Origin of the sequence: Brevibacterium zhoupengii (assembly GCF_021117425.1) — a bacterium.
Classification (GTDB): domain Bacteria; phylum Actinomycetota; class Actinomycetes; order Actinomycetales; family Brevibacteriaceae; genus Brevibacterium; species Brevibacterium zhoupengii.
Genome location: NZ_CP088298.1, coordinates 335,399 through 361,119 on the forward strand (window position 1 = coordinate 335,399; position 25,721 = coordinate 361,119).

The following is a 25,721-nucleotide window of genomic DNA, read 5'->3' on the forward strand; positions in this document are numbered from 1 at the left end:
GTCAGTCGAAACTGACCGAGTTCTGCGGACTGGTGTGCACCTTCAGCTCGAAGACATCGGGCCGGGAATAGTGACCGACGGAATCGAAGTCGAGGTGGGACCGGGTTTTGATCTCGGCATCGATTTCTGCGTAGAGGATCGTCTCCTCGTCGAAGACCGGCCCGGCCAGAACCTCTCCGGTCGGGGCAATGATCATGCTGCCGCCGCGCATGACGGTGTCGCCGTGTGGCAGCTCCTCATCGAAGGGGTGGTCGTCTGGATAGGCCGCCTTAGTGATGTGTTGGCAGGCGGAGAGAACATGCGTTCGTCCTTCGAGCGCGATATGAGTCATGGTCGCGGCCCAGGTGGGACGATCATCGGCAGTGGGCGCGCAATATACGTCGATGCCGTTGGCATACATGGCTTGACGTAACAGCGGCATGTAGTTTTCCCAGCAGATGACCGAGCCGACCCGACCAAGAGGGGTATCCATCGTGTCGAGCGTCGAACCGTCACCGAATCCCCAGATGACGCGTTCCGATCCGGTGGGCATGAGTTTGCGGTGGGCACCGGCGACCCCTGTCTCCGGATCGAGCATGAGCGCCGTGCAATAGAGCGTGTTGCCAAGACGTTCGATGATTCCGACGACTGCAAAGATTCCGTTGTCTTTCGAAGCTTTGACGAGCCGCGCGACTTCTGGCCCCTCAAGCTCGATGGCACCTGCAGAGTACCGTTGAAATTCGTGCCGGCCGCGCTGAGTGCGCATGCCGACGGGGGCTCCGAAGGTGCTTCCCTTCGGATACCCGCCGATGAAGGCCTCGGGGAAGACTGCCAGGGTGGCTCCCTGTGCGGCGGCTTCGTTCATCAGACGGATGGTCTTGTCGGTCGAGGCCTGCGGATCGAACGGTATCGATGCGGCTTGGATGACTGCTGCGGTGTACAAAGGTTTGTCCTCTCTAGACTCAACCATGGGAGATGTCGATGCCTTTGGTCTCTTTGAGCATCGGGACAAGGATCGCCAGGGCGATGATCGCGATGACTATGACGTAGAAGGCGGGTGAGATGAGTAATCCAGTGCCTGCGACGAGGGCCGCTGCGATGAGTGGACCGGGACCAGCAAGAGCGGCATAGGCGACGTTGTACCCGATCGCCGATCCAGTGGCGCGGATCGAGGCCGGAAAGACTTCGACAAGCAGGACGTTGTTAACCACTGCGGTGCAGGCGACGAAGAAGGCGAAGATCGTGAGGGCAATGCCGGACAGCAACATGTTGGCGGTGCTCATCAGCAAGAAAGCTGGGATGGACCAGACGATGAGACCGATGAGCCCGGTGAACAGGACTGGCCTTCGCCCGAATTTGTCGGTGAGTATCCCAACCAATGGATTGAATGCCACGTAGATAGCCATGACGATGCCGCAGACGATAAGTGCGTCTAACCGGTCCATTCCTGCTGCAGTCGACAGGAAGTTGTTCATGTAAGTGATGAGGTAATAGAGACTGACTCCGAAGATGCCTGCGAACGCCAGAGTCATGATGAATGCCTTCGCCTTCGCCGAGGCGGATGTCGGTTCGAGAGTGTTCGAGGCACGTTTGCGCTCGACTTCCTCGAAGACAGGGGTGTCGACGAGCTTGCGTCGGATATAGATGGCAACGACCGCCATGATGATAGAGGCGAGGAACGGCACTCGCCAGCCCCAGGAATTCAATGATGATTCGTCCATGACCGCGGTGAGAACCGCCGCGGTGACCGTGCCGACGAGGAACGCCAGACCGGCCGTAGCCGTGACCATGCTGGCATAGATGGCGCGTTTGCGGGTGGGCGCACTCTCGCCGATGTAGGCCGCGGCACTGGTCCACTCGCTGCCGGCGAAGGCTCCTTGGGCTAGCCGCAGAATGACGATGATGATCGGTGCCGCTATTCCGATCGATGCATAGGAGGGAATCACACCGATGAGCGCCGTGATTGTTCCCATGCCGAGAACAGTGATCATAAGTACGGTCTTGCGTCCGAACTTGTCGCCGATCGGACCAAGAATAAGTGCGCCGAATGGACGGGAGATGAATCCGACTGCAAAGACTGCGAGAGACGACAGCATTTCGGCCGTGGGGTCACCCGAGGGGAAGAACTGAGCGCCGATGATGGCGGCGAAATATCCATAGATGGCGAAATCGAACCATTCCATGAAGTTGCCGATGCCGACTGCCACCATGCGACGAGTTCTGTCGGCTTTGCTGAGTGTCGTCAGAGGCGCGTCGGTGCGCTTCTCTGCTGAGGTTGTATCCATGTGTAAGCTCCGTCGATTACGTGTTGCCGAATGGGGTTTCGGCTACTGACAACACTCTCTGCCGGTACTAGAAAACAGTCAAACAAATGTTTATAATCACTAGTATTAATAAGATTGGTTTAAGTCAGGTTGATCTCAACCTGCTCGTCGTGTTTCAAGCCCTCATGCAGGAGGGCAGTGTGACCCGGGCGGGGTATAAACTGAACCTCTCTCAGAGCGCGGTCAGCGCGGCCTTAGGCAGACTGCGGAAGCTCTTCGACGATCCGCTTTTCGAGCGCAACCGTGGTGGGATGTCTCCGACAGCGAAGGCTCTTTCCCTTTCAGTGAGCCTCGGGCCAAGCCTGAGCAACATCGCCAACGTCATCCTCGAGGAAACGGAATTCGAGCCGTGGCAGAGCTCGCGCACCTTCCATTTGGCAATGTCCGATGACATTGAAGTTCTATTCAGCCCATGGATCGCTAAGCAAAAGCTGGATCATAACTGGGGCGTGAACTTCGCTATTCACCAGACAAATAGTCAACTGTGGCGAACCACCCTCGACGACCCGCTTATTGACATCGTCCTCACCACGACACCACCTCAATTGCCCAACGACGTCCAAACGGAGCCGCTTTTCTCCGGCGATTATCGGTGCCTTCACAATCCGCAGTTGCTTCGGCTTTCACAGCCGCTGACCGAAAGTGAATACATCGAAACCCGACATGTGCGGGTGTCTTACAACTCGCAGCGCGGTTGGGTTGACGATGTGCTCTCGGTAATGGGCCGCACTCGCAATACTCTGTGCACTACTAGCCATTTCCTCGGGCTTGTCCCGATCCTGCGCGACCTGCCCGTGATTGCGACGATTCCAGAGCCAGTTGCGGTGCGGATCGGTGAGATCATCGACGTTCAGGTCTCGCCCGTTCCGATCAAGATGCCTCGATTTACTATCTCCGCGATTTGGAAGACGGAGATAGACGGTCTCATCGAGAACAGCTGGATCCGGCAGATCCTCAAGAACTTCGTTCAGTCTCATGGTTTGTAGTAGGCAAGACTCGGTGGATCCCCGCGTACTCTGGGAACATGCCCCGCCATCTGCTCACGAGCACCCCTCCGGAGTCGCCCCGTCCCGAATCCGAAGTTCCCGTTGATTTGGCTCAGCCCCCGAGCCACCGCGCCCCCATCCCCGCCCGTCGCTCCCTCATCGCCCTCTTCGCCGTCCTTCTGGTCGCCTGGGTGGCCATCGCGGGAGTCGGTGGCCCCTATTTCGGCAAGATCTCCGAGGTTGCCACCAATGACCGTTCGAGCTTCCTCCCCGAATCTGCTGAGTCGACGAAGGCTCAGGCGCTCATCGAGCAGTTCAGTGACCTCGACTATGTTCCGGCGATCGTCGTGCTCGAAGACACGGACGGGCTGAGCAAGGGCAGCACGACTGACCTTGAGGATCTGGCCGAAAGACTCGACGACGAGGGGCTGTTGGCCGCCGACGCCTCACCTGTCATCCCTTCCGAAGACGGCGACGCCCTCGAGCTCATTCTCCCGGTCTCTGTCGACACCACCGCCGAGGACGTCGAGCAGATCCGCTCGATCATCGCTGGAACCTTCCCGATAGCCGCCGCAGCCGATAGTCCCACCGGCGATGCCAACTCAATGCCCACCTCGGCGGATGTGTACGTCACCGGCCCGGGCGGGTTCTCCGCGGACCTCACCGAGGCCTTCGCCGGGATCGACGGCATACTTCTGCTCGTCGCGCTCATCGCGGTCTTCGTCATCCTCATCATCGTCTACCGTTCGCCACTGCTGCCGGTCATCGTTCTGTTCACCTCGGTGGCAGCACTGTCGGCCTCGATCTTCTTCATCTGGCACCTCGCGGATGCGGGAATCCTGCTCATCAACGGCCAGGTTCAGGGCATTCTGTTCATCCTGGTCGTCGGCGCCACCACTGACTACTCCCTCCTTGTGGTCGCCCGCTTCCGTGATGCGCTGCTGACCGAACGGGATCGAGTCAGAGCCGGACTGGCTGCGTTCAAGGGCGTCGTCGAGCCGATCGCGGCCTCTGGCGGGACCGTGATCGCCGGTCTTCTGGTTCTGCTGCTGACCGACCTGGCCTCGACTCGTGCGCTCGGCCCGGTGGCGGCGATCGGCATTCTGGTGGCGATGCTCGCGGCGCTGACATTCCTGCCCGCGGCTCTGATGATCATCGGCCGGGCCGTGTTCTGGCCCTTCCGCCCGCAGGTCCGCACCACCACTTCTGCACCTGCGAAGAAGGGTATGTGGACTCGCATAGCCGAGGCTGTCGCTAAGCGTCCGCGCGTCATCTGGATCGGTCTCGTCGTCCTCCTTGCCCTCCCGCTCATCGCGTTCCCCCAGTTCAAGGCCTCAGGCATCGCGCAGAGCGACTTCGTCCTCGGCGACTCCGAGGCCCGTGATGGCCAAGATGTGCTGTCCGAGCATTTCCCCGGCGGATCCGGCTCACCCACACAGATCGTCGTAGCGAAAGACCAGCTCGAGGATGCGGCGAAGGCGGTCGGCAACCTCGGCGGGGTCGAATCGATTACCGTCGTCGCCGATGAGTCACCCAGCGGGACGATCGCCATCGACGATGACGGACAGCTGCAGGCGCCACGGGGCCAAGCACCGCAGGGCCAGGGCGCACCCGACTCGACCTCGACGCCTCCAACGAAACCCCCGGCACCCACCGAGGTCGACGGTCAGGTTCTCCTCGAAGCGACACTGACCGACCCGGCCGACTCCCTGGCCGCCGAGTCCACGGTCACCGACATCCGCGACGCTGTCCATAAGGTCGACTCCGAAGCTCTGGTGGGCGGGGAGACCGCGGTCGACCTCGACACGAACACCACCGCCGAGGCGGACCGGACCTTGGCGATTCCACTCATCCTCATCGTCATCACCATCGTCCTCATCCTCCTGCTGCGCTCACTCGTGGCCCCGCTGCTGCTCGTGGCACTGACGGTGCTCTCCTTCGGTACGGCTTTGGGTGTCTCCGCGCTGGTGTTCAACCACCTCATCGGCTTCCCCGGTGCCGATCCCTCGGTACCGCTCTACGCGTTCGTCTTCCTCGTGGCGTTGGGCATCGACTACAACATCTTCCTCATGTCCCGCGTCCGCGAGGAGTCGTTGCGCGTGGGCACCCGCAAGGGAGTGCTGGAAGGGCTCGTGGCTACGGGCGGGGTCATCACCTCGGCGGGGATCGTGCTCGCGGCGACCTTCGCCGCGCTCGCCGTCATCCCGGTCATGTTCCTGTTCCAACTGGCCTTCATCGTCACCTTCGGCGTCCTTCTCGACGCGATCCTCGTACGCTCACTCGTCGTCCCGGCCCTCGTCCACGACATCGGCCGAAACGTATGGTGGCCATGGCGGAAGCGCATTCCAGGAGACTGATGATCCGTGCGCGGCTGAGGGACCCGACTGGGAACTCCGGCAGCGATCAGACCGCTTTGTCACTCGGGTGGGCAGACAGGTTCCGGAAGCGCACAATAGAAGGATCGACGTTCGAGGAAGGCTGAGACATGTCTGAAACCGTGCAAGATTCCACCGGCGCGAAGGTGAAGGTAGAACACGATGAGCAGAACTCGGAGTTCGTGGTCCGAATTGACTCAGGAGAGGTCGCCGGACGAGCGCGCTACCTCGACAGACCCCGGCCACAGTCCGAGAGGATCATCTATCACGTTGAAGTCGACAGCGGGTTCTCGGAGCGAGGGTTGGAGAAGATCCTCATCTCCCATACGCTCAAAGACACCAGCAACAGCAATCTCATGGTGGTGCCCGTCTGCCCGCTGATCGTCGCACGGCTCAAAGAGCACGGCAACGATTTCCTCGCCATCGGTGGCCGTTATCGCTGGGCCACGGAGGCGGACGTGGAGTTCGTGAAGCAGACTCCCTGAAGTATTCGGCCGAGCAGCCTCGGCTTGTTGGTTCCACCTTCGATCAGCGCCGGTGGCCGGGTCGATCCGCATCCACTGGATTTGTCCGCACAATGTGGAAGACTGACGGTGTCTGAACTGGGACGCCGCCTCGGCGGGAGTCTGATCGTGAATGCGAAAGTGGGACCGACATGAGCAATGTGGAGACGAAACCGGACGAGGTCGTGTGCAAGACCGGCGGACTGCCCGGCCCCGACTGTGCGCAGGTGGGACGAGCCCCAGTTGAGATCCTCACCGCCCGCGACGTTCCCCTGGGCGGACCACGTGCCATGGGCGTGCGCCGGACCCTCCCACAGCGTCAACGCTCCCTCATCGGCCCCTGGTGCTTCGTCGACCACTACGGCCCCGACGACGTCTCCACTTCGGGCGGCATGGATGTCGCCCCGCACCCGCACACCGGTCTGCAGACCGTGAGCTGGCTCTTCGAAGGCGCCATCGAACACATCGACTCCGGCGGCAACCAGGGCATGGTCCTGCCCGGCGAGGTCAACCTCATGACCTCCGGCCGCGGCATCTGCCACTCCGAGGTCTCGACCGAGGACACCACAGCCCTGCACGGCGTCCAACTCTGGTTGGCGCTACCCGATTCCGTGCGCAACCGAGAGGGAAGGGACTTCGAGCACTTCGCCCCCGAGGTCACACCCTTCGACGGCGGCGAGATGCTCGTCTTCCTCGGCGAGCTGTGGGGAACGCGCTCGCCAGTTGCCACCTATTCTCCGCTCATGGGCGCCGAGGTGTGCCTGCGTCCCGGTGCCACCATCGACCTGCCGATCAACGAAGAGTTCGAATACGGGGTCCTCGTCGACTCCGGCGACATCACAGTCGAGGACGTCGAACTGCCGACCAATGCCCTCGGCTACACCGGTGTGGGCCTGTCCGAGATGCGCATCAGCAACCGGGCTGAGACCGACGCCCGCCTCGTCGTCATCGGCGGCGAACCCTTCAACGAAGAGATCCTCATGTGGTGGAACTTCATCGGCCGCACCCACGAGGAGATCGCCCAGTACCGCGAAGAATGGCAGGCCGAAGGTGATCGCTTCGGCGCCGTCGAGGGCTACGTCGGCAAGGGAGGCCCCGGTGAGAACGCCGATGGCCTGTCCAGGCTGCCCGCGCCGAGGTTGCCCGACGTTCGCATCAAAGCGCGTAAGAACCCGCCCCCGCACGTCCAATCCTGACCCAGAACCCACCCGAACAAGGAGACGAAACCATGAGCGAAGCACTCACTGACAAAACCGGCGAGACCGTCACTGTCGAACTCGACGAGGCCCGCGGTGCCTACGTCATCCGGGACGCCGCCGGTACGGATGCCGGCCGCGCCTTCTTCCTCACTGCACCCGACGGGGAACGGATCTTCCACCACACCGAGGTCGACGAGGCGTTCGGCGGACGCGGACTCTCGAAGGTGCTGGTAGCGCAGTCGCTCAAAGCCAGCCGGGAGCAGGGCGTGACAGTGGTGCCGGTGTGCCCACTGTTCGTACGGAAGCTCAGCGAAGCCGGCGACGAATACCTGGCTGAAGGCGGAAAGTTCCGCCGGGCCACCGGAGCAGACATCGATTTCGTCAAGCGGGAGGCCTGAGAGTTGTCCGGAGTCAACGTCAATCGTCCCTACATCGACAAGGTCCACCCCGAGGTCTACAAGGCCATGATCCAAGCCGCGGCCGCCTCCCGAAAGGCCGCCCGCGCGGAGGGCCTCAGCGATGGACTCCTCGAACTGGTCAACGTCAGGGTCTCCCAGATCAACGGATGCCGCACCTGCCTGAGCATCCACGCCCCAGCAGCCCGGAAAGCCGGAGTCGAGGAGCTCAAACTCGATCTGCTGCCGACCTGGCGTGAGGCTGAGATCTTCGATGGTCAGGAACGCGCCGCACTGCTTTTGGCCGAGACGTTGACCGTCTTCGACAAGGCGGCCGATCGCAATGAGATCGCCATCGAGGCCGGAGAGTACCTCTCCGCCGAACAGATCTCGGCAGTCGAATGGACGGTGACGCTGATCAACGCCTTCAACCGCATTTCGATCGCCAGCAACCACCCGGTCGCCCGCCCCCGCACCGCGGACAGCTGAGCACATGAGCGAAGCAGGGAACCCGAGAGTCGACTTCCGCTCCGATACCGTCACCACACCCAGTGCCCGAATGCGCAAAGCCATGGCCGACGCCGAGGTGGGCGACGCCGTCTACGACGAAGATCCGACGACCAATCGGCTCGAGTCGATGACTGCCGAAATTCTCGGCAAAGAGGCGGGCCTCTTCTTCCCCTCGGCCACGCAGGCCAACCTCGCCGGGATCATGGCTCACTGCGGCCGCGGTGACGAATACATCGTCGGCCAGACAGCCCACGCGTACCGCGACGAAGGCGGGGGAGCAGCAGTACTGGGATCGGTCCAACCGCAGCCGCTGCCCAACGAACCCGATGGGATCATCGATCTCGATGCAATCACCTCGGCGATCAAACCCGATCACTTCCACAACCCGATCACCCGGCTGCTGACTCTGGAGAACACCTTCAACGGACTGCCCCTGCCGGCCGACTACATCGAGGACGCGACCGAACTGGCGCGCAGCCACGGTCTGTCGACTCACCTCGACGGGGCACGGGTCATGAACGCAGCAGTGGCCACCAGCACTGAAGCCTCGGCGATCGCAGACCGGTTCGACTCGGTCTCGCTGTGCCTGTCGAAGGGCCTCGGCGCCCCTGTGGGCGCGCTGCTCGTGGGCACGAAGGAACTGGTGGGCCGGGCCAAGCGAATCCGCAAGACTCTGGGCGGCGGCATGCGCCAGACCGGAGTCCTCGCCGCGGCAGGAATCTACGCGCTCGAGCACAATGTGGACCGCATGCGCGAGGACCACGACCGGGCGAAACGACTGGCCGAGATCTTCGCGGACTTCCCCGAGCTGGGAGCAGGGGAGGCACGCACGAACATGGTCTTCCTGTATCCGGACGGAGTCGACATGGACGCCTTCTCAGCATTCCTCGCCGACCGTGACATCATCACCGGCGGAGCACACGGGAAGCTGCGCTGGGTCACGCATCTCGACATCGACGACGAGGCGATTGAGCGTGTACGGCGGGCGTGCAAGGAGTTCTTCGGACGGTGACCTCAGCGGTCGGGGCGTTCGCGACTCAGTTCTTCTTCGGACCGTCATAGATACGACGGCTGAACACGATCACAAATGTCAGCGCGAGCGCCACGATGCCGGTGATCGCGAACAGCAGGGCCCACCGATCGTCCTCGCCGAGGGTGCCTCCGACCGCCGTGCCCAACGCGCTGCCGGCGAAGAGGAATCCGGCGAACAGTGCGACCACTGTCCCGCGTGCCTGCGGCAGGACCGCGGTGGCCCAGGTCTGCAGCGAGGAATGCTGGAATGACCAGGTCGTTCCCAGCAGAAGAGCGGCGATGATGACCGTCAGCGTCGACAGATGGATGGTGAGAAGCCCGAAGGCGATCACCGTGGCGGTACCGCCGATGGCGATGAGCCGCGGCATGCTCAATCGTCGACTGAGGGCTTTGACCATGCGGGTGGTGATGATGACGCCGACCCCATAGGCCGCGGTGGCAAGGCCAGCGACGGCCGCGCCGATGCCCTGCGACTGCAGCGCCGGTGCCAGCAGCGTCAGCACCCCGAGGACCACGGCGCCCTCGACGAACGCCAAGGTGATGACGATGAGTACCCACCGGTGGGTAATCGCGGCTCGGATGGTTGCGATGACTCCGCCCTGTTCCTCACGTGGTGGTTCCGGCAGTCGGCGAAGTCCGAAGGCGCAGACGATCGCGAGGACAGCGGGGATGGCGAAGACGATTCTCCAATCGGCGAAGTGCGCCAGGACTCCGGCCAATGCTGTGGCACTGGCGGTTCCGACGGCGATCGCAGCCATGAGATCGGTCAGAGCCGGTTGCCGATGCGCCTCGGCGACGGTGTCCCCGACATAGGTCATCGAGGTCGGGACGACGGCCCCATAGAACGCACCTGACAAGGCGCGTGCAATGACGAGGATAGTCAGATTCGGGGCGAATGTCGCCACCACTCCCGCCGCGGCCGCAGCCAAAAGTGTTGCCTTCATCAGTCGGATGCGCCCGAGGCGGTCGGAGAGCACTCCCCAGACAGGCTGGCTGATGCCGTAGGCCAAGAAGTAGGCACTGGCGATGGTCAGTGCCTGGGCAAGGGATGCGCCGAGGTCGTGGGCGACGAGCACGACGAGAGGGCTGATGGCGAAACGATCGAAGCTGCTGACGAACGCCGCCACGGAGACAGGAAACGGGGGACGCGTCGGACCAGGTAGAACAGCGGCAGCACTCACGATGGATCACTGTACTCCGGACACGGCGAAGCACGGGTGGCTTTCGACTGCTATTTGTTACCAAGGGGTATGTTAAATCAGATGCGCAATTGGACAGAATAGTGGCTTTGACCTCGGGAAATATCACTGATTAAATCAAGGTGCCTTCATAAATGTGAAGGGTCAAAACGAAGGGAACATCATGATCAACCTCAACCTGCCTGACATCCTCAACTCCATCCTTGCGGCTCTCGGCCTCGCCTGATCTGACTACGGATTGACGCGACGGCAACCGTCGCAACGAAGGCTTCTTCTCGATTGAGAAGGGGCCTTCGTCGCCTCCTCGGTCCGGGAGCGGCCCGATGCTAACTCGCTAGGGCAGGTCCTCGTCACTTCACATGCGTGGTGGTGGTCAGGCAGTCTCGTCGAGTATTTCACCGAAGCGGCGCAGAACGTGGCTGCACCAGGCGCTTTTGCTTTCTCTATCGTGGAGCCTGGCGTTGGTTGGTAGCGTTTGCCTGGAGCACGTGGAACGGGACCGAAGCGGAAGGAAGAGGCGGCTGATGGCGTGGAGCACGCGGGAACTCGCTGAGCTTGCGGGGACGTCCCTGCGAGCGGTACGGCATTACCACGACCAGGGTCTGCTGCCCGAGCCGCCCCGTGCGTCGAACGGGTACAAGCACTACGGGGTTCGGCATCTGATCCAGCTGATGCACATCAGACGGCTGGTCGACCTGGGTGTGCCGCTGGCCGACATTCCCACCTTGGACCCGTCTGCCGACAGCTACCGGGAGACCTTGGAACTCCTGGCCTCGGAGGCCACCGCTGAGATCGACCGGCTGGTCGTGGTCAGAGGCAAGATCGCCCAACTGCTCGAGGAGCCGGAGGCGTGGGAGATGTCCAGCGGGACGACGGGCAGCGCGGACGGCGACTTCCTCACGGTCCTCTCCCAGGTGCTGGACGAAGACTCGCTCCAGGCCTGGCGGCAAATGGGTGACTCGATCCCTGACGCCCAGGTCGTGGCCGACTTCGAGAATCTGCCTGAAGATGCTTCGGCAGAGGTACGCGAGGACGTCGCAGTGCGGATGACAGAGGCGGTCCGCGACGGTCTCGCCGCGTCTCCCGAGCTGCGCGATCCTCGGTTCGGCGAGGACACCTCGCGCACGCTGGGGACGCGGAGCATCGGCGAGGCCCTGGTCGAACTGTATTCGCCGGCGCAGCTGCGAGTGCTGGCCAGGTGCCATGAGCTGCTGTCCGCCGGATAAGTGAGTCACTCAACCGGCCGGCGCGGTCGAGGGTACCCTCGCCAGGTGGCGCGCGAAGAACCAATCGGCCACGTGGAATAGGGTCAGTACGTTCTGCGGATTGATGATGAAGTGCCCCTCGTCGGGGAACACGAGGTACTCCACGTCGTTGCCCCGTTCCCGCAGACCGGCGACGATCCGGTCGGAGTTCTCCCGTCTCACTCGTACATCATTGGCGCCCTGCACCACCATCAGCGGGGCCCGGATGTCACCAACCCGGGTGATCGGTGATCGTGCCGTCATGTCGGCGGCCTGCTCCGGAACCGACGGGTCGCCCACGTACCGGTACCAGTTGTTCGCGAGTCCTGCTCTCGCATATTCCGGTAAGGATCGCATGTAGTCGACGAGGTCGGAGACACCCACATATTCGACCGCTGCAGCGAAGCGTTCAGGGGTGAACGCGAGGCTCACCAGAGCAGCATAGCCACCGTAGGATCCGCCGAACACCCCGATCCGCTCCCGGTCCGCATAGCCTTGGTCGATAGCCCAGTCGACGGCGTCGATGAGGTCATCGTGCATGCGTCCGGCGAACTCACCCACGCCAGCCTCCATGTGAGTGCGTCCGAAGCCGGCGGAGCCGCGGAACTGGGGCTGCAGCACGGCGTATCCACGGTTCGCCCAAAGCTGGACAGTGGAGTCATAGCCCCACCAGTCCCGTGTCCAGGGTCCTCCGTGTGGCATCAGCACCAGGGGCAGGTCCCGCGGCTCCTCGTTCACAGGGAGCGTGAGGTAGGCGGGCAGTCGCAGCCCATCTCGAGCTCTGATCTCGATGCTCTCGACGGGGGCGAGCAGATCAGCGTTCAGATGCTCCAATGTTCGTGCCAGGAGCCGGCTGCGACCGGTCTCGTGATCGTAGAGCCAGGTCTGGGGATCGTTGTCGTGCAGAAACGACACCACCCATCGTCGCTGGTCGACATCGCTGGTGATCGTGCTGATGTCCCCGTCGCACAGCGTCCCCACGGCCTCCAGGACCTCCGCGAAATGCGGGTCGAGCGGGTGGGTATGCATGCGCATCCCGTGATAGCGCACCCCGAGCAGCTCGCCGGTGCGACGGTCGCGGATGAGCGGGGACGGCAGGTTCGTGAAGACCAGCGGCCGCGAGTCCAGGTCGGCTTGGGGATGGTGATGGATGATCGTCTCCTCCCCAGTGTTCAGGTCAAGCCGAGCTGGATGCAGGTGATCGGTCCCGCGGTAGGAGCCGAACCATATGCCCGTCCCATCGGGAGTGGCCTCAAAAGGGTAGACGTCCATCGGGTAGGCATCCCCGTCGAAGGTGGTGATGAGCGACTGGCCTCGCCAGAGGCACCAAGAGCCGTCCGCCCGAATGCTCCTCCACAGGAGCGTATCGCCGACGAGCATCCAGGTGCTTCCCTCCCCGGGGCTGGGAGCGAGCCGGGTCAGGGTGCCGGTGGTGATCTCGAGGTCGTAGAGATCGAACTCGGTGGCGGTCTCGGCATTCAGCTGCAGGGTGGCGTGTCCGGGGCGGTCCAGGCGGAGCTCGAGGTTCTGGGCCGTGGCACCGGGGAACGGAGTGAGGTCCACCGCCGGGGTTCCGGGCTCGTCGAGGTCGATGCGGAAGACGTGCCAATTCTCGTCGCCCCCGCTGTCCTGCTGATAGAGCAGGTGGCGGGAGTCTTCTGCCCAGAGATACCGAACGATGGAGCGAGCATCGTCGGCGGTGACACATCGGGGCGCCGTGTCGGCATCGATCTCCTCGACCCAGATGTTGAGCCGCTCGTGCCACATTGACAGGTACGCCAACCGGGTGCCGTCCGGGGAGATCGTGATCCCCGAGCGCTCCGGCGGTCGCAGGAAGTCTTCGATGGTGATGGTCGGGTTGGTCGGGTTGGTTGACATCAGAGGTCCTTCTCTTCGAACTGGTCGGCGGCGGCATCGTCCGATCTGTGGCCAGCAGCGGTCTCGTCGTAACGCGATTCGGCGGCGCGGAGCCGCTTCGTGCTGTGGCGGAACGCCCAGATCACGACGAGGGCGAGTGCGATAGTTAGCGGTGCGCCCATCACGACATCCGCGACCCCCAGGCCGGTGATATTGCCCGAGACGTACATCCACTGCTGCACGACGAACTTGGCGGCGTGAACTACTGCGATGGCCGAGGTGGCTATGAGGTGCGCGTGCAGAGTGGGGCGGTCCTCCCTCCAGGCGTGGGTGCCTCCGTGTACGGCGTTCCAGATGATGCCGGTCAGGGGGCGTTGGACCGCGACGGAGATCGCGGTGGGGATGAAGATAGCAAGGGCGAACCAGATGCCGATGACGAAGAAGTCCCGGACCGAACCGGTCCAGACCACGAGGCCGGCGGCCACTCCCACGCCGAGCAGACTGCCGATCGCCGAGGCTGCCTTCTCTCCCTGCAGCAGTCGGACGATGAACAGTACGCCTCCCACTCCGATCGCCACGGCAAGCGTGGGCATCAGGGGTAAGAAGAGCTGAGCCACCACCAAGGCGATGACGGGGATCGTCGAGAAGAGGAGCCCCCAGGCTCCACCCATCTGCTCGATCACCTGCTGAGTGGTGGTGCTTTCTGTCTTGTCGGTACTCATCGTGCGCCTCCTTCGCAATGTCGTCGAGGACTGCTTTCAACAAGGAGTACACACTGTGCCGGAGCGGCACACTCCACCCCTAAGAGGTCAAATGTGAGGTAAATCATAGTAATGCCGCCGCGATCGGTGTATGAGACTGCCGGAGGCGTCTTGCTCGCCTAGACAGGGGAAGCCGCACGGAAAGGTGAGTCAGTTTGACCTCTCCTGTGGCGTGAACTCCAGCTTTGACCTCTAGGGATGCGGCCGCCGCTGTGCGCGCGGCTGATCCGTTTCAAGACGTTGTTGGAGCATGTGCATCGCCCGGTGCTGCATCGGGCTGAGGTTGCGGGCGCCCAATTGGTCGAGTAATTCGGCGCCGAGGGGATCGAGGGACGATATGACTTCGGCAGTCTCGACGAGTGGTCGGATCTGCTCAACCCAGTCCTCGATCAGTGCCTCGACCTCGCGGTCCGAAGTGTCGGCATCGAGGGCGTAGAAGCGCTTCGTCAGAGTGGTCAAGGCCGTTCTGGAGTCATCCGGGACATCGAGCAAGGCGGCCAGGCCCGCCGCCCCATCCTCTCCGAGCAGATGCGCGACAAGGACGAGCTGCTCTCGCTCGAACCGGGCCATGTGATCGGGAACGCCCTGAGTCGGCTCGGCGTGCGCGGCCGAGAGCTCCAGCGGCAGGTCGAGCGGGGCGCCGGTTCTGCGCAGCACGTCGATGTTGGCGCGGCGGGCGCTGAGCCGTTCGATCTCGGCCGCAGCCTGGTGATCGAGCTGGTCGAGCAGCTCCTCGGCTGCCGTGGGGTCGTCCAGCACTTCGGGGAGCGCAGACAGCGGGATGCCTAGGGCCGTCAGTCGCGTAATCCGCAGAACGCGCACGAGGTGGCCGACGTCGTACTGCCGGTAGTCCCCGGATGTTCGCGGCGGCTCGGCCAGCAATCCGATTTGATGGTAGTGGCGCAGCGTGCGCACGGTGACGCCGGCCAGGTCGGCGAGTTCACTGCTGAGCATCGGACTCCTCCTTCGGGTCCAGATCGCGCAGGGCACGCGAACCGATCACGGCCAGGAGGACGATAATCCACACGCCGGTGACGCCGGCTCCGGCCAGCAGCGGCGAGCCGAGTTCGGCGAGCACACCTGCCAGCGCGATTCCCGCCGGCGCAGCAACAGTCAGCAAGGCCGTCTTGACGCTGAGCACCCGTCCAAGAAGATTATCAGGGGTGTGCTGGACCTGCAGGACTCCGGTGACCGCACCGACCACGGCATTGCCGAGCCCCAGGGTCGCCGCTCCGGCGAACACGATTGTGGGGGAGTGCAGCGAGGCCATCAGCGCGAATCCCACGGTGGTGACGAGGATGCCCGATGACAGCCAGATCCGCGATGACAGCCTGGTCCCGACGGCGCTGTAGACTCCAGCTCCGACCAGCATCCCGGCTGCGAGAGCGGTGAGGACGAGGCCCAACAGCCCGGGGCGGGAGATCAGGTCGAAGTACACCGGCATCACCAGCCCTTGCAGTCCGCCCAGGGCAACTGCAAGACCCAGGACCAGGATCGTGGTGCCCAACAGGAATCGGCTCCTTCCCACGACCAGCAGGCCATCGAGGAGTCCCCGCATCAGGGGCTGACGCGAGATGAGTGAGGAGTCGACCTCCCCGAGGCGGCGAGGCAGCATTCGGGTCAGCACCGCTGCGAGGGCAGATGTCACTGCGGTGATCCACAGGACGGCCATGGGGTCGAAAGCGGCCAGGAGAACGCCGGCGGCAGCGGGACCGATCACTAGGGCGACCGAGGTCAGAGTCTGGCGCATGCCCACCACGCGCTGCAGATCCAGGCCGGTGTGCCGGGCCACCATGGGAGCGAGCACTTCACGGGCCGTCATGCCCGGAACATCGCCGAAGGCTCCCAGAATGCCGAGCACGATGAACCAGGTCAGGTCGAGCCCCCACAGCAAGTTCACGAGCGGCAGCGCCGCGATCGCCGCGGCGGAGATCACGTCTGAGACCACCGAGGCCGTGCGCCTGTTGATCCGGTCGATGATGACGCCGCTGAGGAGGCCGACCGCGACGGAGGGGATCGCGGTCGCGGTGGCCAGGGCGGACATGCCCAGTGGGCTGCCCGTGATCTGCAGGACGATCAGCGGCAGCGCCACGGAGGCGATGCCGTTGCCGAGCAGGCTCAGCAGGTGGGAGGCGTAATAGGCAAGTGCGACGAGGGGCATAGGTTCAGTGAAAACTATGACCTTACGTCGGGGTCAAGCACGACAACTTAGAGGATTTGAGAGGTCCGAATACGTTCGGGCGGTGCCCGGGACCGCACCGGTCAGGCAGCTTCGTCGAGTATTTCGCCGAAGCGACGTAGGACGTGGCTGCGCCAGCCGCCACCCATGAATTTCCGAGACATCTGCTGGGTCGCGTCATCTGGGTCGAAGCCTGCGTGTTCGAGGAACAGGCGGGTGCCCTTCCCCTCGGCCTGCAGCGTCCAGGTGATGGTCCAGTCGGCAGGCGAGGTCGTAGACTCCGGCGGGTTGGCATCGGCCCAGCTGATCTGCAGGCGCTCCTCGGGCACGAGCTCGAGGACCTCGCAGGCGACGACACCGGAGAATCCGGTCTGCTCAATCGGCTGCCCCTGGAAATTGAACCTGTGGCCCACAACGGGTTCGAAGTCGTTGGGCATGAGCCACTGCTCCATGAGCTCAGGCGTCGTCAGGGCACGCCAGACCTTGCCTGGCGGATGTGGGAAATACTGTTCTACTTCAATGCGGGTGAGGTCGCCGGTGTCAGTCATTCGTCGTCATCTCTTTCGGGTTGGTCGTCCATGGTGTCGAGAACTCCGCCGAGCGCGGTCAGGCGACCGCGCCAGAATCGTTCGTAGGGATTGAGCCAATCGATGAGCTGAGCCATCGGCTCGCCGGTGACTCTGTAGACGCGGAAGCGCCCCTCCTGTCGTTCCTCGACGAGAGCCGATTCCCGCAGTGCGCGCAGGTGCTCGGAGACGCTGGGTCGGGCCATGTCGAACTTCTCGGCGATCTCGCCGGCGGTGTGCTCGCCGTCAAGGAGGGCGTCGAGGATGTCGCGGCGAGTGGGGTTAGCGAGTGCCGCGAACACGTCGTCGAGTGGTCCGCTCTTGTTGCGTCTGGGCATGCCACCACAATAGGTAGGAAAAAACCTACATGTCAAGATCGCCGTGGTGAGTTCGAGATTTGTACGGAAGAATTCAGTTGATGATCTCGGCAGTCTTGTCCTGGGCAAGCTTGGCAAGGTTGTTGCGCCAGGTCTGGAGTTCCTCTCGGGTCAGGCGCTTCCAGTCGGTGACCTCGCGAAGAATCCGCAGGGGTGAGGTGCTTCGGTAGGAGCGGGTGGGGTTTCCAGGGAACTTCTTGTCGGTGACATTGGGGTCGTTCTCAAAATCACCGGTCGGCTCGACCTCGTAGACATTAGGGGTTCCGTTGAGTGCGACGAGCTCCGCGGCGAGGCCGGCGCCATCGGGCAGGGCAGTGAAATAGATGTGGTTCATGACGACCTCGGGGTGGTAGTTCGAATTGAACCCCGCTGTCAGAAGATCACCGACCTCCAGCTGCGCCTTGGTGCCATGGAAGAACGGTCCATTGTCGAGTGCGTCAGTCATGCGTCGAATATACAGACGGAATCTGCCAATGGAGCCCAGGCCCAAACGATAGAATGGACTCAAGCAGGCCTCTCCGACATTGCCGCAGGGTGGCTTTCCGGGTACTGAGACCAGACCGTGGGAATCTCACAAATCGGCCATACTCACCTGAGCGAACGACGTCCGTGCGAACGACGCCAGTGCCGTCGTCGACGAACACTCGTGAAGGAGCCCCACCCCGCCTATGTCCGCAGAGAGCACACCGCAGACGAAGGGCGCCACCACCTCGGCGCCGGCAACATTGACCGGACGACTGCGGCTGATCGGACCGGGCATCGTCCTGGCCCTGGCCAGCGTCGGAGCCTCGGACATGATCACGACGATGAACTCCGGGGCCGAGTACGGGCTCGCACTCATCTGGGTCTTCACCGTCGGCATCATCCTCAAGTTCGTCCTCTCTGAGGCGGTCTCGCGGCTGCAGATGAGCGGTGACCGCTCGTTGCTGTCCCACTTGACCTCATTCGGCGGTCGACTCTTCCCGACGCTGTTCCTCATCGCCGAACTCCTCGTCGGCCTCTTCTTCGGCGCCGGGGTCATCGCGGTGACGACGAACATTCTGCAGGCGCTCTTCCCTATCCTGCCGTTCTGGCCGACCGCCATCGTCGTCCTCCTCTCCGCTGCGATCCTCGTCGGCATCGGACGCTACGGGCTGGTGGAGAAGGCCATGATCGGCTTCGGCGTCATCATGTTCTTCGGCATCCTCGCCCTCGCGATCTCCGTGTTCCAGGGCCAGGAGGCGCAGGCCGTGGCCGTCGAGACCATTACCCCGACCTTCCCGAACGGGTCGATCATCACCGTGATGTCGCTCATCGGCGGAGTCGGTGGGGCCACCGGAATCTTGGCCTACTCATTCTGGATCCGCGAGAAATCCTGGCGCGATGCCGAATGGAAGCCCGTCGTACGCATCGACCTGTTCATCAGCTACGCACTGGTGTTTGTCTTCGCCGTGGGCATGAGCGCGGTTGGGGCCTTCATCCTCTACGGCCAGGGCTTCACGATCGCAGATAACGACTCGCTGTTCGCCATCGCCGACAGCCTGGTCTCACGCATCGGCGAGCCGGGCCGGATCGTCTTCCTCATCAGCTTCCTCGCCGTCGTCTACACGAGCGTGCTCGGCGGATTCTCGGGCATCGCCTACGTCACCGCCGACTGCATCCGAGTGCTGCGACGGTACCCGCATCAGGACGAGTCCGAGTTCGACATGTCGGCGAAGTCCGTCGAGTTCCGCGGGGCTATCGTCTACCTCAGCATCGCGACACTGGTGATCATGGGGCTGGGCAAACCGGTGACCCTCGTCCTCGTCTACGCCGCGATCAGCGCATTCATCCTGCCCGTGCTCGCCGCCGCGTTGTTGGTCATCCTCAACCGTTCATCGGTGCCGGCGGCGCTGCGGAACAAGGAGGTGTCGAATGTGCTGCTGACGATCTGCTTCCTGCTGTTCGGCTTCCTCGCCGTCCTCCAGGTCAAGGAGTCGGTGATGGGGCTACTGGGCTGAGGCGAGGCTGGGAAACCCAACCCGACAATTGGCGGGTGAAGGATCGGTAATCGCGTTGTCGTGGCGGTAGCGGCACCGAGTCGGAGTCTGCATACTTAGAGACATGACACGACGACGGTCACGATTCGACGCGGAACTTGCCGCGAGTCTGTCCGTCGTCGGTGGGGTCTTCCCGCCGACCATCACCCCGTCTCTCATCGATTTCATGCGCATCTCCTATGCGTCCGAGCCTCTCGCGGAGACTCTCAAGGGGCGCAGTGTCGAACATTCAGAACATCAGGTGATCGGACACCATGGCGAGGCGATCACCGTGTCGGTCTTCAGGCGCGCGGGTGACACGGGGCGCCGCCCCACGATCGTCTACGCCCATTCCGGTGGACTGATGTTCGGTGACCGCTTCAGCGCACTCGGACTCAACCTCGACTGGGTCGAGCGCATCGGGGCCATCCTCATCAGTCCCGAATACCGCCTCGCCCCCGAATTCCAGGATCCCTACGCCCGTGAGGACATGTACGCCAGCCTGGAGTGGACGGCTGAGAATGCCGAGCGTCTCGGGGTCGACCTCGACCGACTCATCGTCGCCGGCGCCAGTGCCGGTGGGGGACTGGCCGCAGGGATGGCGCTCGCCGCCCGCGACCGCGGGGGTCCGAAGCTGCGCGGTCAGCTGCTCATCTACCCGATGCTCGATGATCGCGGGATCACCGCCTCGACCAACCAATTCGACGGCATCGGTGTCTGGGACCGGGTGAGCAACGAGACCGGCTGGCAGGCGATGCTCGGCGATGACTATCGCACAGAAGCCGTCTTGCCCTACATCGCGCCATCACGCGCCCACGATCTCTCCGACCTGCCGCCGGCCTACATTGACGTCGGTTCGGCAGAGATCTTCCGCGACGAAGCCGTTGCCTACGCCTCGGCGCTGTGGAACGACGGCAGTGAGGCGGAGCTGCACGTCTGGCCCGGAGGCTTCCACGCCTTCGACATCTTCGCCGCCCATACACACCTTGCGCAAGGAATGATCAGTACCCGAATGGCCTGGATCGAGAAGGTCCTGGCCGACTGACCGAAAGGCACAACCATGTCCCAGAACCGAGCTGTCAATGATGCCGTTGCTCGTGTGGCCTCAGAGAAGGTCGAGAGCGGCGGGGTCCCCGGCGTCGTCGCCGGAGTCACCACCGACAAGGAGACGATCAGTCTCACCTCCGCAGGAGTCCGCTCGCTTAACGATCCGCAGCCGATGACCACCGATTCGGTGTTCATGATCTTCTCCACGACTAAGGCGCTGACCGGCACGGTGGCTCTGCAGCTGGTGGAGTCGGGCGACCTCGACCTCGACGCACCGGCCCGCGAATATGCCCCCGGCCTGGCCGATGTGCAGGTCATCGAGGGCTTCGACGTCGATGGCTCCCCGATTCTGCGGGCTCCGGCAAGCGAACCGACGACCAAGCAGCTGCTGCTGCACACGGCGGGATTCGGCTACGACTTCTTCAACGAGAAGTATGAGCGCCTTGCCCGTGAGCAGGGCCAGCCGAGCATCGTCAGCAGCACCAAGCAGGCCCTGCAGACGCCGCTGCTCTTCGACCCAGGCACCCAATGGGAGTACGGATCGAACATGGACTGGGTCGGTCAGGTCATCGAAGGCATCACCGGAACCACCCTGGGTCAGGCGATGCAGACTCGGGTCCTCGACCCGCTGGGGATGAAGGACAGCAGCTTCCGGACATCGGCGTCGATGCGGCAGCGGCAGGCGACGATGCACCAGCGCACCGACGGTCAGCTGGCCGCCACCGACTTCATGCTGCCCGAGCCGGAGGTGGAGATGGGAGGTCACGGCCTCTTCTCGACCGTCGACGACTACCTCACGTTCATCAGGATGTGGCTCAATGATGGTCAGGCAGACGATGGCACCGTCGTTCTACGCCCCGAAACGGTGGACCTGGCCACCAAGAACCACCTCGGCGATCTCAAGGTGAAGATGCTGCCCGGTGTCATCCCGAGTCTGTCCAACGATGCGGAGTTCTTCCCCGGCATGCCGAAGTCGTGGGGGTACACGTTCATGATCAACGAGGAGGACGCGCCGACCGGGCGTCCGGCAGGAGCCGTAGCCTGGGCGGGACTTGCCAACCTCTTCTACTGGATCGATCGGGAGAACAACATCGGCGGCTACTGGGCGACGCAGATCTTCCCCTTCGCGGACCCGGCATCGGTCGGGGGCTACCTCGAGATGGAGACAGCGGTCTACGATGCTCTGAAGGGCTGATTCGCATCGCGGTGCGAATCGACTCCGCGATGAGACGAACACCCGCAAGGAGGCGATGACGTGCAGGAACTGTTGGGTCGCATAGCCAACCTGGACCCCCAGGCGAGTCTTGGCCTGCGCGTCATCGCCTGCTTCGACGAACTTATGGTCGGCGAGGTCAATTCCCGTGCCCTCGCCGCGGCCGCCGCGGCCCTTGCCGGCTGCCCGGCAGGGTTTCGCAACGGCGACAGGAGCAGACAGCTGCGCATCGATCCGTCAGGGAGCCCGGGCGCGGGTGCCCGCCCCGCCGAGGTGAGCGCACTGGTCCTGCCGGATGCCTCCGAGGTCTGGCTCGAGAGAGAGGGGCAAGCCCTGCCGAACGACGACCTCATCCTCGAACGGTTCGGCCTGGCCATCGGGGTGAGGTTCGGATTCGAACGACAGCAGCTGGAGACTCCGCGGGACGTGGCGCTCGCATTGGACACCACCGCGCCCACCGAGGAGCGGGTTGCCGCGGCGGTTCGGCTCGGACTCGTGGCCGGACACGGGTACCGGGTGCTCGTCGCTCCGTTGTTTGCCGTCTTCGACAGACGTCCCGCCGGTCCCACCGATGTCGTCGCCAGCGAGTACGGCGCCCTGCAGGTCCTCATCGTCGCTGACCAAGCTGAGAACATCGCCGTGACACCGGCTGGCCTTGGCCCCGTCGGCTTGATCGGCGACCTGCCCCGTTCGCTGCGCGCCGCCGTGGTGGCACTGCGTCTCAGCCGTCCTCCCGAGGAGGGCCTCGTGCGCGCGGAGAACTTCGGCGGCCTCGTCGAACTGCTCGCCGAATCGCCCGACGCTGTCGACCCCGATGCCGCCCGCATCGACGAGATCATGGAAGCACCCTGGGCGGAGTCGACGGTGCGTGTTGTCCTCGAGGCACCGACGATCAGGCAGGCGGCCAGAGACCTCGGTCTCCATCACAGCACCGTGCAGGGCAGAGTCGAGCAGCTCGCTCGCTGCCTCGGCTACGACCCGCTCACCGGGTACAACAGAACCCGGTTGGGCATCAGCGTGCTCAGGTGGCGGCTGCGCAACTCCCACGTCCTCGAACTTCCCGGGCCTGTGGGCTGAAGGCTGGCACTACTCCCTCCCGGAGCTGATCCACGTCGGATTGTTGACGATGTTACGGCTGCCCTCGACCAATGACCGGATGGAATCGAGCTGAGTCATGTCATCGGCGTCGAGACGCAGATCCACGGCCCCAAGGTTCTCCAGCGCACGCTCGGGTTTGCGCGAGCCGGGGATTGGAACGGCGGAGACACCCATCTGGTCCGCGCGGTGGAGGAGCCAGGCCAGTGCGACCTGAGCGTTGGTGGCGTCGTGACGTCGAGCCACCTCGGCGACGATATCGACGATCTTCTGATTGGCATTCCACGCCTCGCCCATGCGGGAAGTGCCGCCGCGGAAGTCGCCGGCGACCTGCTCCTTGGTCAGGGTGCCGGTGAGGAAGCCGCGACCCAGGGGACTGTACGGCACGAACCCGACGCCGAGCTCGGCGCAGGCGGGCACGACGTGGTCCTCGACATCGCGTGACCATAGGCTCCACTCCGACTGGAGCGCAGCGATCGGATGGGTAGCGTGGGCTCGCCGCAACTCTTCGGATGTGACCTCCGAGAGGCCGATGTGGCGGATCTTCCCGGCTTCGACAAGCTCGGCCATGGCACCGACGGTCTCCTCGATCGGCACATCGGGATCCGGACGGTGATGGTAGTAGAGGTCGATCGTGTCCACGCCGAGTCGGCGCAGCGAAGCATCGCAGGCTGAGCGAGCATACTCCGGTCGTCCATCCGTGCGTTTGGTCGAAGCATCCGTTCCATCTCTGGGCGCGGTGATGCCGAACTTCGTAGCCAACTGAACCTCGTCACGACGCTTGGCCAGGAACGGTGCGAGCATCTCCTCGTTGGTTCCGGCCGGTCCTGTGGCGCCCTCGCGAGGTTTGCCGTAGACGTCGGAGGTGTCGAGGAAGGTGATGCCGGCGTCGACGGCTGCGCTCAATGTGGCGCGGGCGGAGTCATCGGTGGTGCCGCCGTAGACGTGGGACAGGGCCATGCAGCCGAAGCCGATGGGGGAAACTGCGAGGTCGCCGAGGTGGGTGGTCGTCATGATGGATCTCCTTCAGTGTGGTGGGAGTTCGGTGAAGTGTTTGCCGTTGTGTGGTTGTCATTGGGAGCCCCGCCGTACTTGGCGATCTTGTAGTCGGTCGTGAGGAGGGCCAGTTCCAATTCGTGAAGCTGGGACACGATGCGCTCACGTTGGTCGAGCATGATCTGCAGACGTTGCTCGGTGGTCGCTTCACCAGCGCGGACGAGGTCGACATAGCGACGGAGCTCGCTGATGCCCATGCCGGATGTGCGCATGCGAACAAGGAAGTCGAGGCGTTCGACAGTCGCCTGATCATAGGTTCTGTGGTCCGACTGGCTTCGCGGCACCTCGATGAGCCCGGCGCGTTCGTAGTAGCGGGCGGTGTGTGCGGTGATGCCGAGGAGTTCGCATACTTCGGAGATGGACAGTTCGCTGCCGTACTCGGTCGACAATGCTCGCCGGATTCGGGGGTCCCGGCTCGGACGAGTTGGGGCAGAACTAGTAGGAGCGGTGGGGCTCGAGGACGGTGTCGCTGTATTGGCGCTTTGCTGTGCCATGGAAGTAACGCTACGACTTAGAGTGCACTCGAAGTCAAGAGTCCGGTGAAGATTCTCAAGCAGATGGGGCTCCTCCGCTCATGTGTCCAAATTCTTGAAGTACCTGGCCACCGGCCAACGTTCAAAACCAACTGACTCATATGCTGACCTTGCCGGGGCGTGCCCGCGGTCGTCACCTGTCTCCACCATGACCATGTTCATGCCTGCTCTGCGTATCCGGTCGATTGAGTGCTCGAGCAACGCGTGGCCAACGCCTCGCTGTTGGAATCCAGGGTCAACTGCAAGGACGTAGACCTCACCCATTCGGTCCTCAGGGTGTAGCCGCGTACATACCCACCCCACCGGAGACGTCTGGATAAGAGCGACGTCGACATGACTGGGCTCCTCGTCAAGGGTCGTGGCAAGATCCTCAAACTGGCGCTCCCTCCAGCCCCGAGGATAGAAGGATTCATAGACAAAGCCAGGAACGTCGTCCTTCAGCTGAGGGAAGACTGGTTCCCACGCGCGGATGGACAGGTCAAGCAGCGCACTTCGATATGACGGTTGATAGGCAACGATCTGTGGTGCAGTTTGCATCATTGTCCAATGGTGGCAGATCCGAAGTGGATCGACGCCCAGGCCGACAGCGGAGACGAAGTGACTCGAGGCAATGACCTGCTGGGGATCGCACGTCGTGGTCAGGTTGGTCGAAGTGCCGTCGATTTTTCATTGCTAGTCGTTACGAGCGCGAGATAATCTTGGTCCTATGTCCGAGTCGCAGCAGTCTCTTCGTGCCTTTGTCTTCCTAGGGTTGAGTGTCGACGGCCGCATCGCGCGGCCGGATGGGGACCTGGAGTGGCTGACCAGCCGTGGCGCAGCCGCGGGCGATGCGGGTTTCACGCCGTTCGTGGAGTCGATTGACGCGGTGGTGATGGGGCGTCGGACCTATGAGGCTATCGCCTCCTACGACGACTGGCCCTATCTCGATCGCCCGATCCACGTGATCAGCACGACCCTCGCCGCAGACGCAGACTCTCGAATCACCGTGCACCGCTCGGCCGAGGCCGCCATCGACGCTCTGCAGCGAGATGGTCGCTGGCGCGTCTACGTCGACGGTGGGGAGACCGTCCGGTGGTTCCTAGCCGCGAAACTGATCGACGAGCTCACACTCTCCCAAGTCCCTGTACTCATCGGCGATGGGCCATCACTGTTTGGGTCGCTGGGCGGAGATGTGGACCTCGAACATGTTCGAACCACGGTCCTCGACGGCGGGATGGTTCAGACCACCTACCGCGTCCTAGATGGACCAACACCTCGCTCGTCTCAGTAGGCCGTGTTGGCCGAGATCGTATCT

General features: G+C 63.3%; 26 protein-coding genes. 13 read left to right on the forward strand and 13 right to left on the reverse strand.

Translation table 11 applies throughout. The annotated features are described in order from the left end of the window. Position 1: 1 nt before the first annotated feature. Together LQ788_RS01520 and LQ788_RS01525 are read right to left on the reverse strand one after the other, a co-directional pair. Positions 2-949: a carbon-nitrogen hydrolase family protein gene (locus tag LQ788_RS01520; RefSeq protein ID WP_231444601.1), complete on the reverse strand. Its 948-nt coding sequence runs from the start codon at positions 947-949 to the stop codon at positions 2-4. After that, complete coding sequence (locus LQ788_RS01525; protein WP_231444603.1) at positions 942-2,264, reverse strand: MFS transporter; 1,323 nt, start codon at positions 2,262-2,264, stop codon at positions 942-944. The genes LQ788_RS01520 and LQ788_RS01525 overlap by 8 nt, the downstream gene beginning before the upstream one ends. A gap of 86 nt (positions 2,265-2,350) precedes the next feature. Here LQ788_RS01525 and LQ788_RS01530 point away from each other — a divergent pair, with 86 nt between their 5' ends. The 7 genes from LQ788_RS01530 (at position 2,351) to ltaE (ending at position 9,283) form a co-directional block, all read left to right on the forward strand. Then, positions 2,351-3,289, forward strand: a complete 939-nt coding sequence (locus LQ788_RS01530; RefSeq protein ID WP_231444605.1) for a LysR family transcriptional regulator — start codon at positions 2,351-2,353, stop codon at positions 3,287-3,289. 38 nt (positions 3,290-3,327) lie between these two features. Continuing rightward, positions 3,328-5,646: an MMPL family transporter gene (locus LQ788_RS01535; protein ID WP_231444607.1), complete on the forward strand. Its 2,319-nt coding sequence runs from the start codon at positions 3,328-3,330 to the stop codon at positions 5,644-5,646. A gap of 128 nt (positions 5,647-5,774) precedes the next feature. Continuing rightward, positions 5,775-6,149, forward strand: a complete 375-nt coding sequence (locus LQ788_RS01540) for a GNAT family N-acetyltransferase (RefSeq protein ID WP_231444609.1) — start codon at positions 5,775-5,777, stop codon at positions 6,147-6,149. 170 nt (positions 6,150-6,319) lie between these two features. Next, complete coding sequence (locus tag LQ788_RS01545; RefSeq protein WP_231444611.1) at positions 6,320-7,363, forward strand: pirin family protein; 1,044 nt, start codon at positions 6,320-6,322, stop codon at positions 7,361-7,363. A gap of 32 nt (positions 7,364-7,395) precedes the next feature. Beyond that, on the forward strand, positions 7,396-7,764 hold the full coding sequence (locus LQ788_RS01550) for a GNAT family N-acetyltransferase (protein ID WP_114384992.1): 369 nt from the start codon (positions 7,396-7,398) through the stop codon (positions 7,762-7,764). A 3-nt stretch (positions 7,765-7,767) separates the two neighbouring features. Further along, the gene (locus tag LQ788_RS01555; RefSeq protein WP_231444613.1) at positions 7,768-8,250 is read left to right on the forward strand and encodes a carboxymuconolactone decarboxylase family protein; all 483 of its coding nucleotides are present in this window, start codon (positions 7,768-7,770) and stop codon (positions 8,248-8,250) included. 4 nt (positions 8,251-8,254) lie between these two features. After that, positions 8,255-9,283 carry a low-specificity L-threonine aldolase gene (ltaE, locus tag LQ788_RS01560; protein ID WP_231444615.1) on the forward strand — a complete coding sequence of 343 codons (1,029 nt, stop codon included), beginning with the start codon at positions 8,255-8,257 and terminating at the stop codon, positions 9,281-9,283. Positions 9,284-9,308: 25 nt separating this feature from the next. Here the strand turns inward: ltaE and LQ788_RS01565 are convergent, their stop codons facing one another. Further along, complete coding sequence (locus tag LQ788_RS01565; protein ID WP_231444618.1) at positions 9,309-10,430, reverse strand: MFS transporter; 1,122 nt, start codon at positions 10,428-10,430, stop codon at positions 9,309-9,311. Positions 10,431-11,026: 596 nt separating this feature from the next. Here LQ788_RS01565 and LQ788_RS01570 point away from each other — a divergent pair. Then, positions 11,027-11,728 carry a MerR family transcriptional regulator gene (locus LQ788_RS01570; RefSeq protein WP_231444620.1) on the forward strand — a complete coding sequence of 234 codons (702 nt, stop codon included), beginning with the start codon at positions 11,027-11,029 and terminating at the stop codon, positions 11,726-11,728. 9 nt (positions 11,729-11,737) lie between these two features. On the opposite strand, the gene LQ788_RS01575 is transcribed toward LQ788_RS01570, so the two are convergent. The 7 genes from LQ788_RS01575 to arr form a co-directional block, all read right to left on the reverse strand. Next, positions 11,738-13,624 (reverse strand): S9 family peptidase, encoded by a 1,887-nt coding sequence (locus LQ788_RS01575; RefSeq protein WP_231444621.1) that lies wholly within the window; start codon positions 13,622-13,624, stop codon positions 11,738-11,740. After that, positions 13,624-14,325, reverse strand: a complete 702-nt coding sequence (locus LQ788_RS01580; RefSeq protein WP_231444623.1) for a DUF3159 domain-containing protein — start codon at positions 14,323-14,325, stop codon at positions 13,624-13,626. Before LQ788_RS01580 ends, LQ788_RS01575 begins: the two co-directional genes overlap by 1 nt. Before the next feature lie 231 nt (positions 14,326-14,556). Beyond that, positions 14,557-15,318, reverse strand: a complete 762-nt coding sequence (locus tag LQ788_RS01585; protein WP_231444625.1) for a MerR family transcriptional regulator — start codon at positions 15,316-15,318, stop codon at positions 14,557-14,559. Beyond that, positions 15,305-16,525, reverse strand: coding sequence for an MFS transporter (locus tag LQ788_RS01590; RefSeq protein WP_231444627.1), 1,221 nt, complete (start codon positions 16,523-16,525; stop codon positions 15,305-15,307). The genes LQ788_RS01585 and LQ788_RS01590 overlap by 14 nt, the downstream gene beginning before the upstream one ends. Before the next feature lie 101 nt (positions 16,526-16,626). Next, on the reverse strand, positions 16,627-17,091 hold the full coding sequence (locus LQ788_RS01595) for an SRPBCC family protein (RefSeq protein ID WP_231444629.1): 465 nt from the start codon (positions 17,089-17,091) through the stop codon (positions 16,627-16,629). After that, positions 17,088-17,447, reverse strand: a complete 360-nt coding sequence (locus tag LQ788_RS01600) for an ArsR/SmtB family transcription factor (RefSeq protein ID WP_231444631.1) — start codon at positions 17,445-17,447, stop codon at positions 17,088-17,090. The genes LQ788_RS01595 and LQ788_RS01600 overlap by 4 nt, the downstream gene beginning before the upstream one ends. A 73-nt stretch (positions 17,448-17,520) precedes the next feature. Next, positions 17,521-17,931, reverse strand: coding sequence for an NAD(+)--rifampin ADP-ribosyltransferase (gene arr / locus LQ788_RS01605; RefSeq protein ID WP_231444632.1), 411 nt, complete (start codon positions 17,929-17,931; stop codon positions 17,521-17,523). Positions 17,932-18,154: 223 nt separating this feature from the next. Here arr and LQ788_RS01610 point away from each other — a divergent pair, with 223 nt between their 5' ends. The 4 genes from LQ788_RS01610 (at position 18,155) to LQ788_RS01625 (ending at position 22,820) form a co-directional block, all read left to right on the forward strand. Further along, positions 18,155-19,465 carry an Nramp family divalent metal transporter gene (locus tag LQ788_RS01610; protein ID WP_231444634.1) on the forward strand — a complete coding sequence of 437 codons (1,311 nt, stop codon included), beginning with the start codon at positions 18,155-18,157 and terminating at the stop codon, positions 19,463-19,465. A gap of 103 nt (positions 19,466-19,568) precedes the next feature. Beyond that, entirely contained in the window at positions 19,569-20,528 is a 960-nt protein-coding gene (locus tag LQ788_RS01615; RefSeq protein WP_009882177.1) for an alpha/beta hydrolase fold domain-containing protein, read from the forward strand. 15 nt (positions 20,529-20,543) lie between these two features. After that, positions 20,544-21,725, forward strand: a complete 1,182-nt coding sequence (locus tag LQ788_RS01620) for a serine hydrolase domain-containing protein (protein ID WP_009882178.1) — start codon at positions 20,544-20,546, stop codon at positions 21,723-21,725. Between the two features lie 60 nt (positions 21,726-21,785). Beyond that, positions 21,786-22,820, forward strand: coding sequence for a helix-turn-helix domain-containing protein (locus LQ788_RS01625; protein ID WP_092104694.1), 1,035 nt, complete (start codon positions 21,786-21,788; stop codon positions 22,818-22,820). A gap of 9 nt (positions 22,821-22,829) precedes the next feature. On the opposite strand, the gene LQ788_RS01630 is transcribed toward LQ788_RS01625, so the two are convergent. From LQ788_RS01630 to LQ788_RS01640, 3 genes are all read right to left on the reverse strand, one after another. Next, a complete protein-coding gene (locus tag LQ788_RS01630; protein ID WP_231444636.1) occupies positions 22,830-23,852 on the reverse strand; it encodes an aldo/keto reductase in 1,023 nt (340 codons plus the stop codon). Beyond that, positions 23,849-24,283: a MerR family transcriptional regulator gene (locus tag LQ788_RS01635; RefSeq protein ID WP_231444638.1), complete on the reverse strand. Its 435-nt coding sequence runs from the start codon at positions 24,281-24,283 to the stop codon at positions 23,849-23,851. Before LQ788_RS01635 ends, LQ788_RS01630 begins: the two co-directional genes overlap by 4 nt. 183 nt (positions 24,284-24,466) lie before the next feature. Further along, positions 24,467-24,967 carry a GNAT family N-acetyltransferase gene (locus LQ788_RS01640; RefSeq protein WP_317207058.1) on the reverse strand — a complete coding sequence of 167 codons (501 nt, stop codon included), beginning with the start codon at positions 24,965-24,967 and terminating at the stop codon, positions 24,467-24,469. A gap of 166 nt (positions 24,968-25,133) precedes the next feature. On the opposite strand from LQ788_RS01640, the gene LQ788_RS01645 reads away from it, so the two are divergent. Further along, positions 25,134-25,697, forward strand: a complete 564-nt coding sequence (locus LQ788_RS01645; protein WP_231444640.1) for a dihydrofolate reductase family protein — start codon at positions 25,134-25,136, stop codon at positions 25,695-25,697. Positions 25,698-25,721 lie beyond the last annotated feature (24 nt).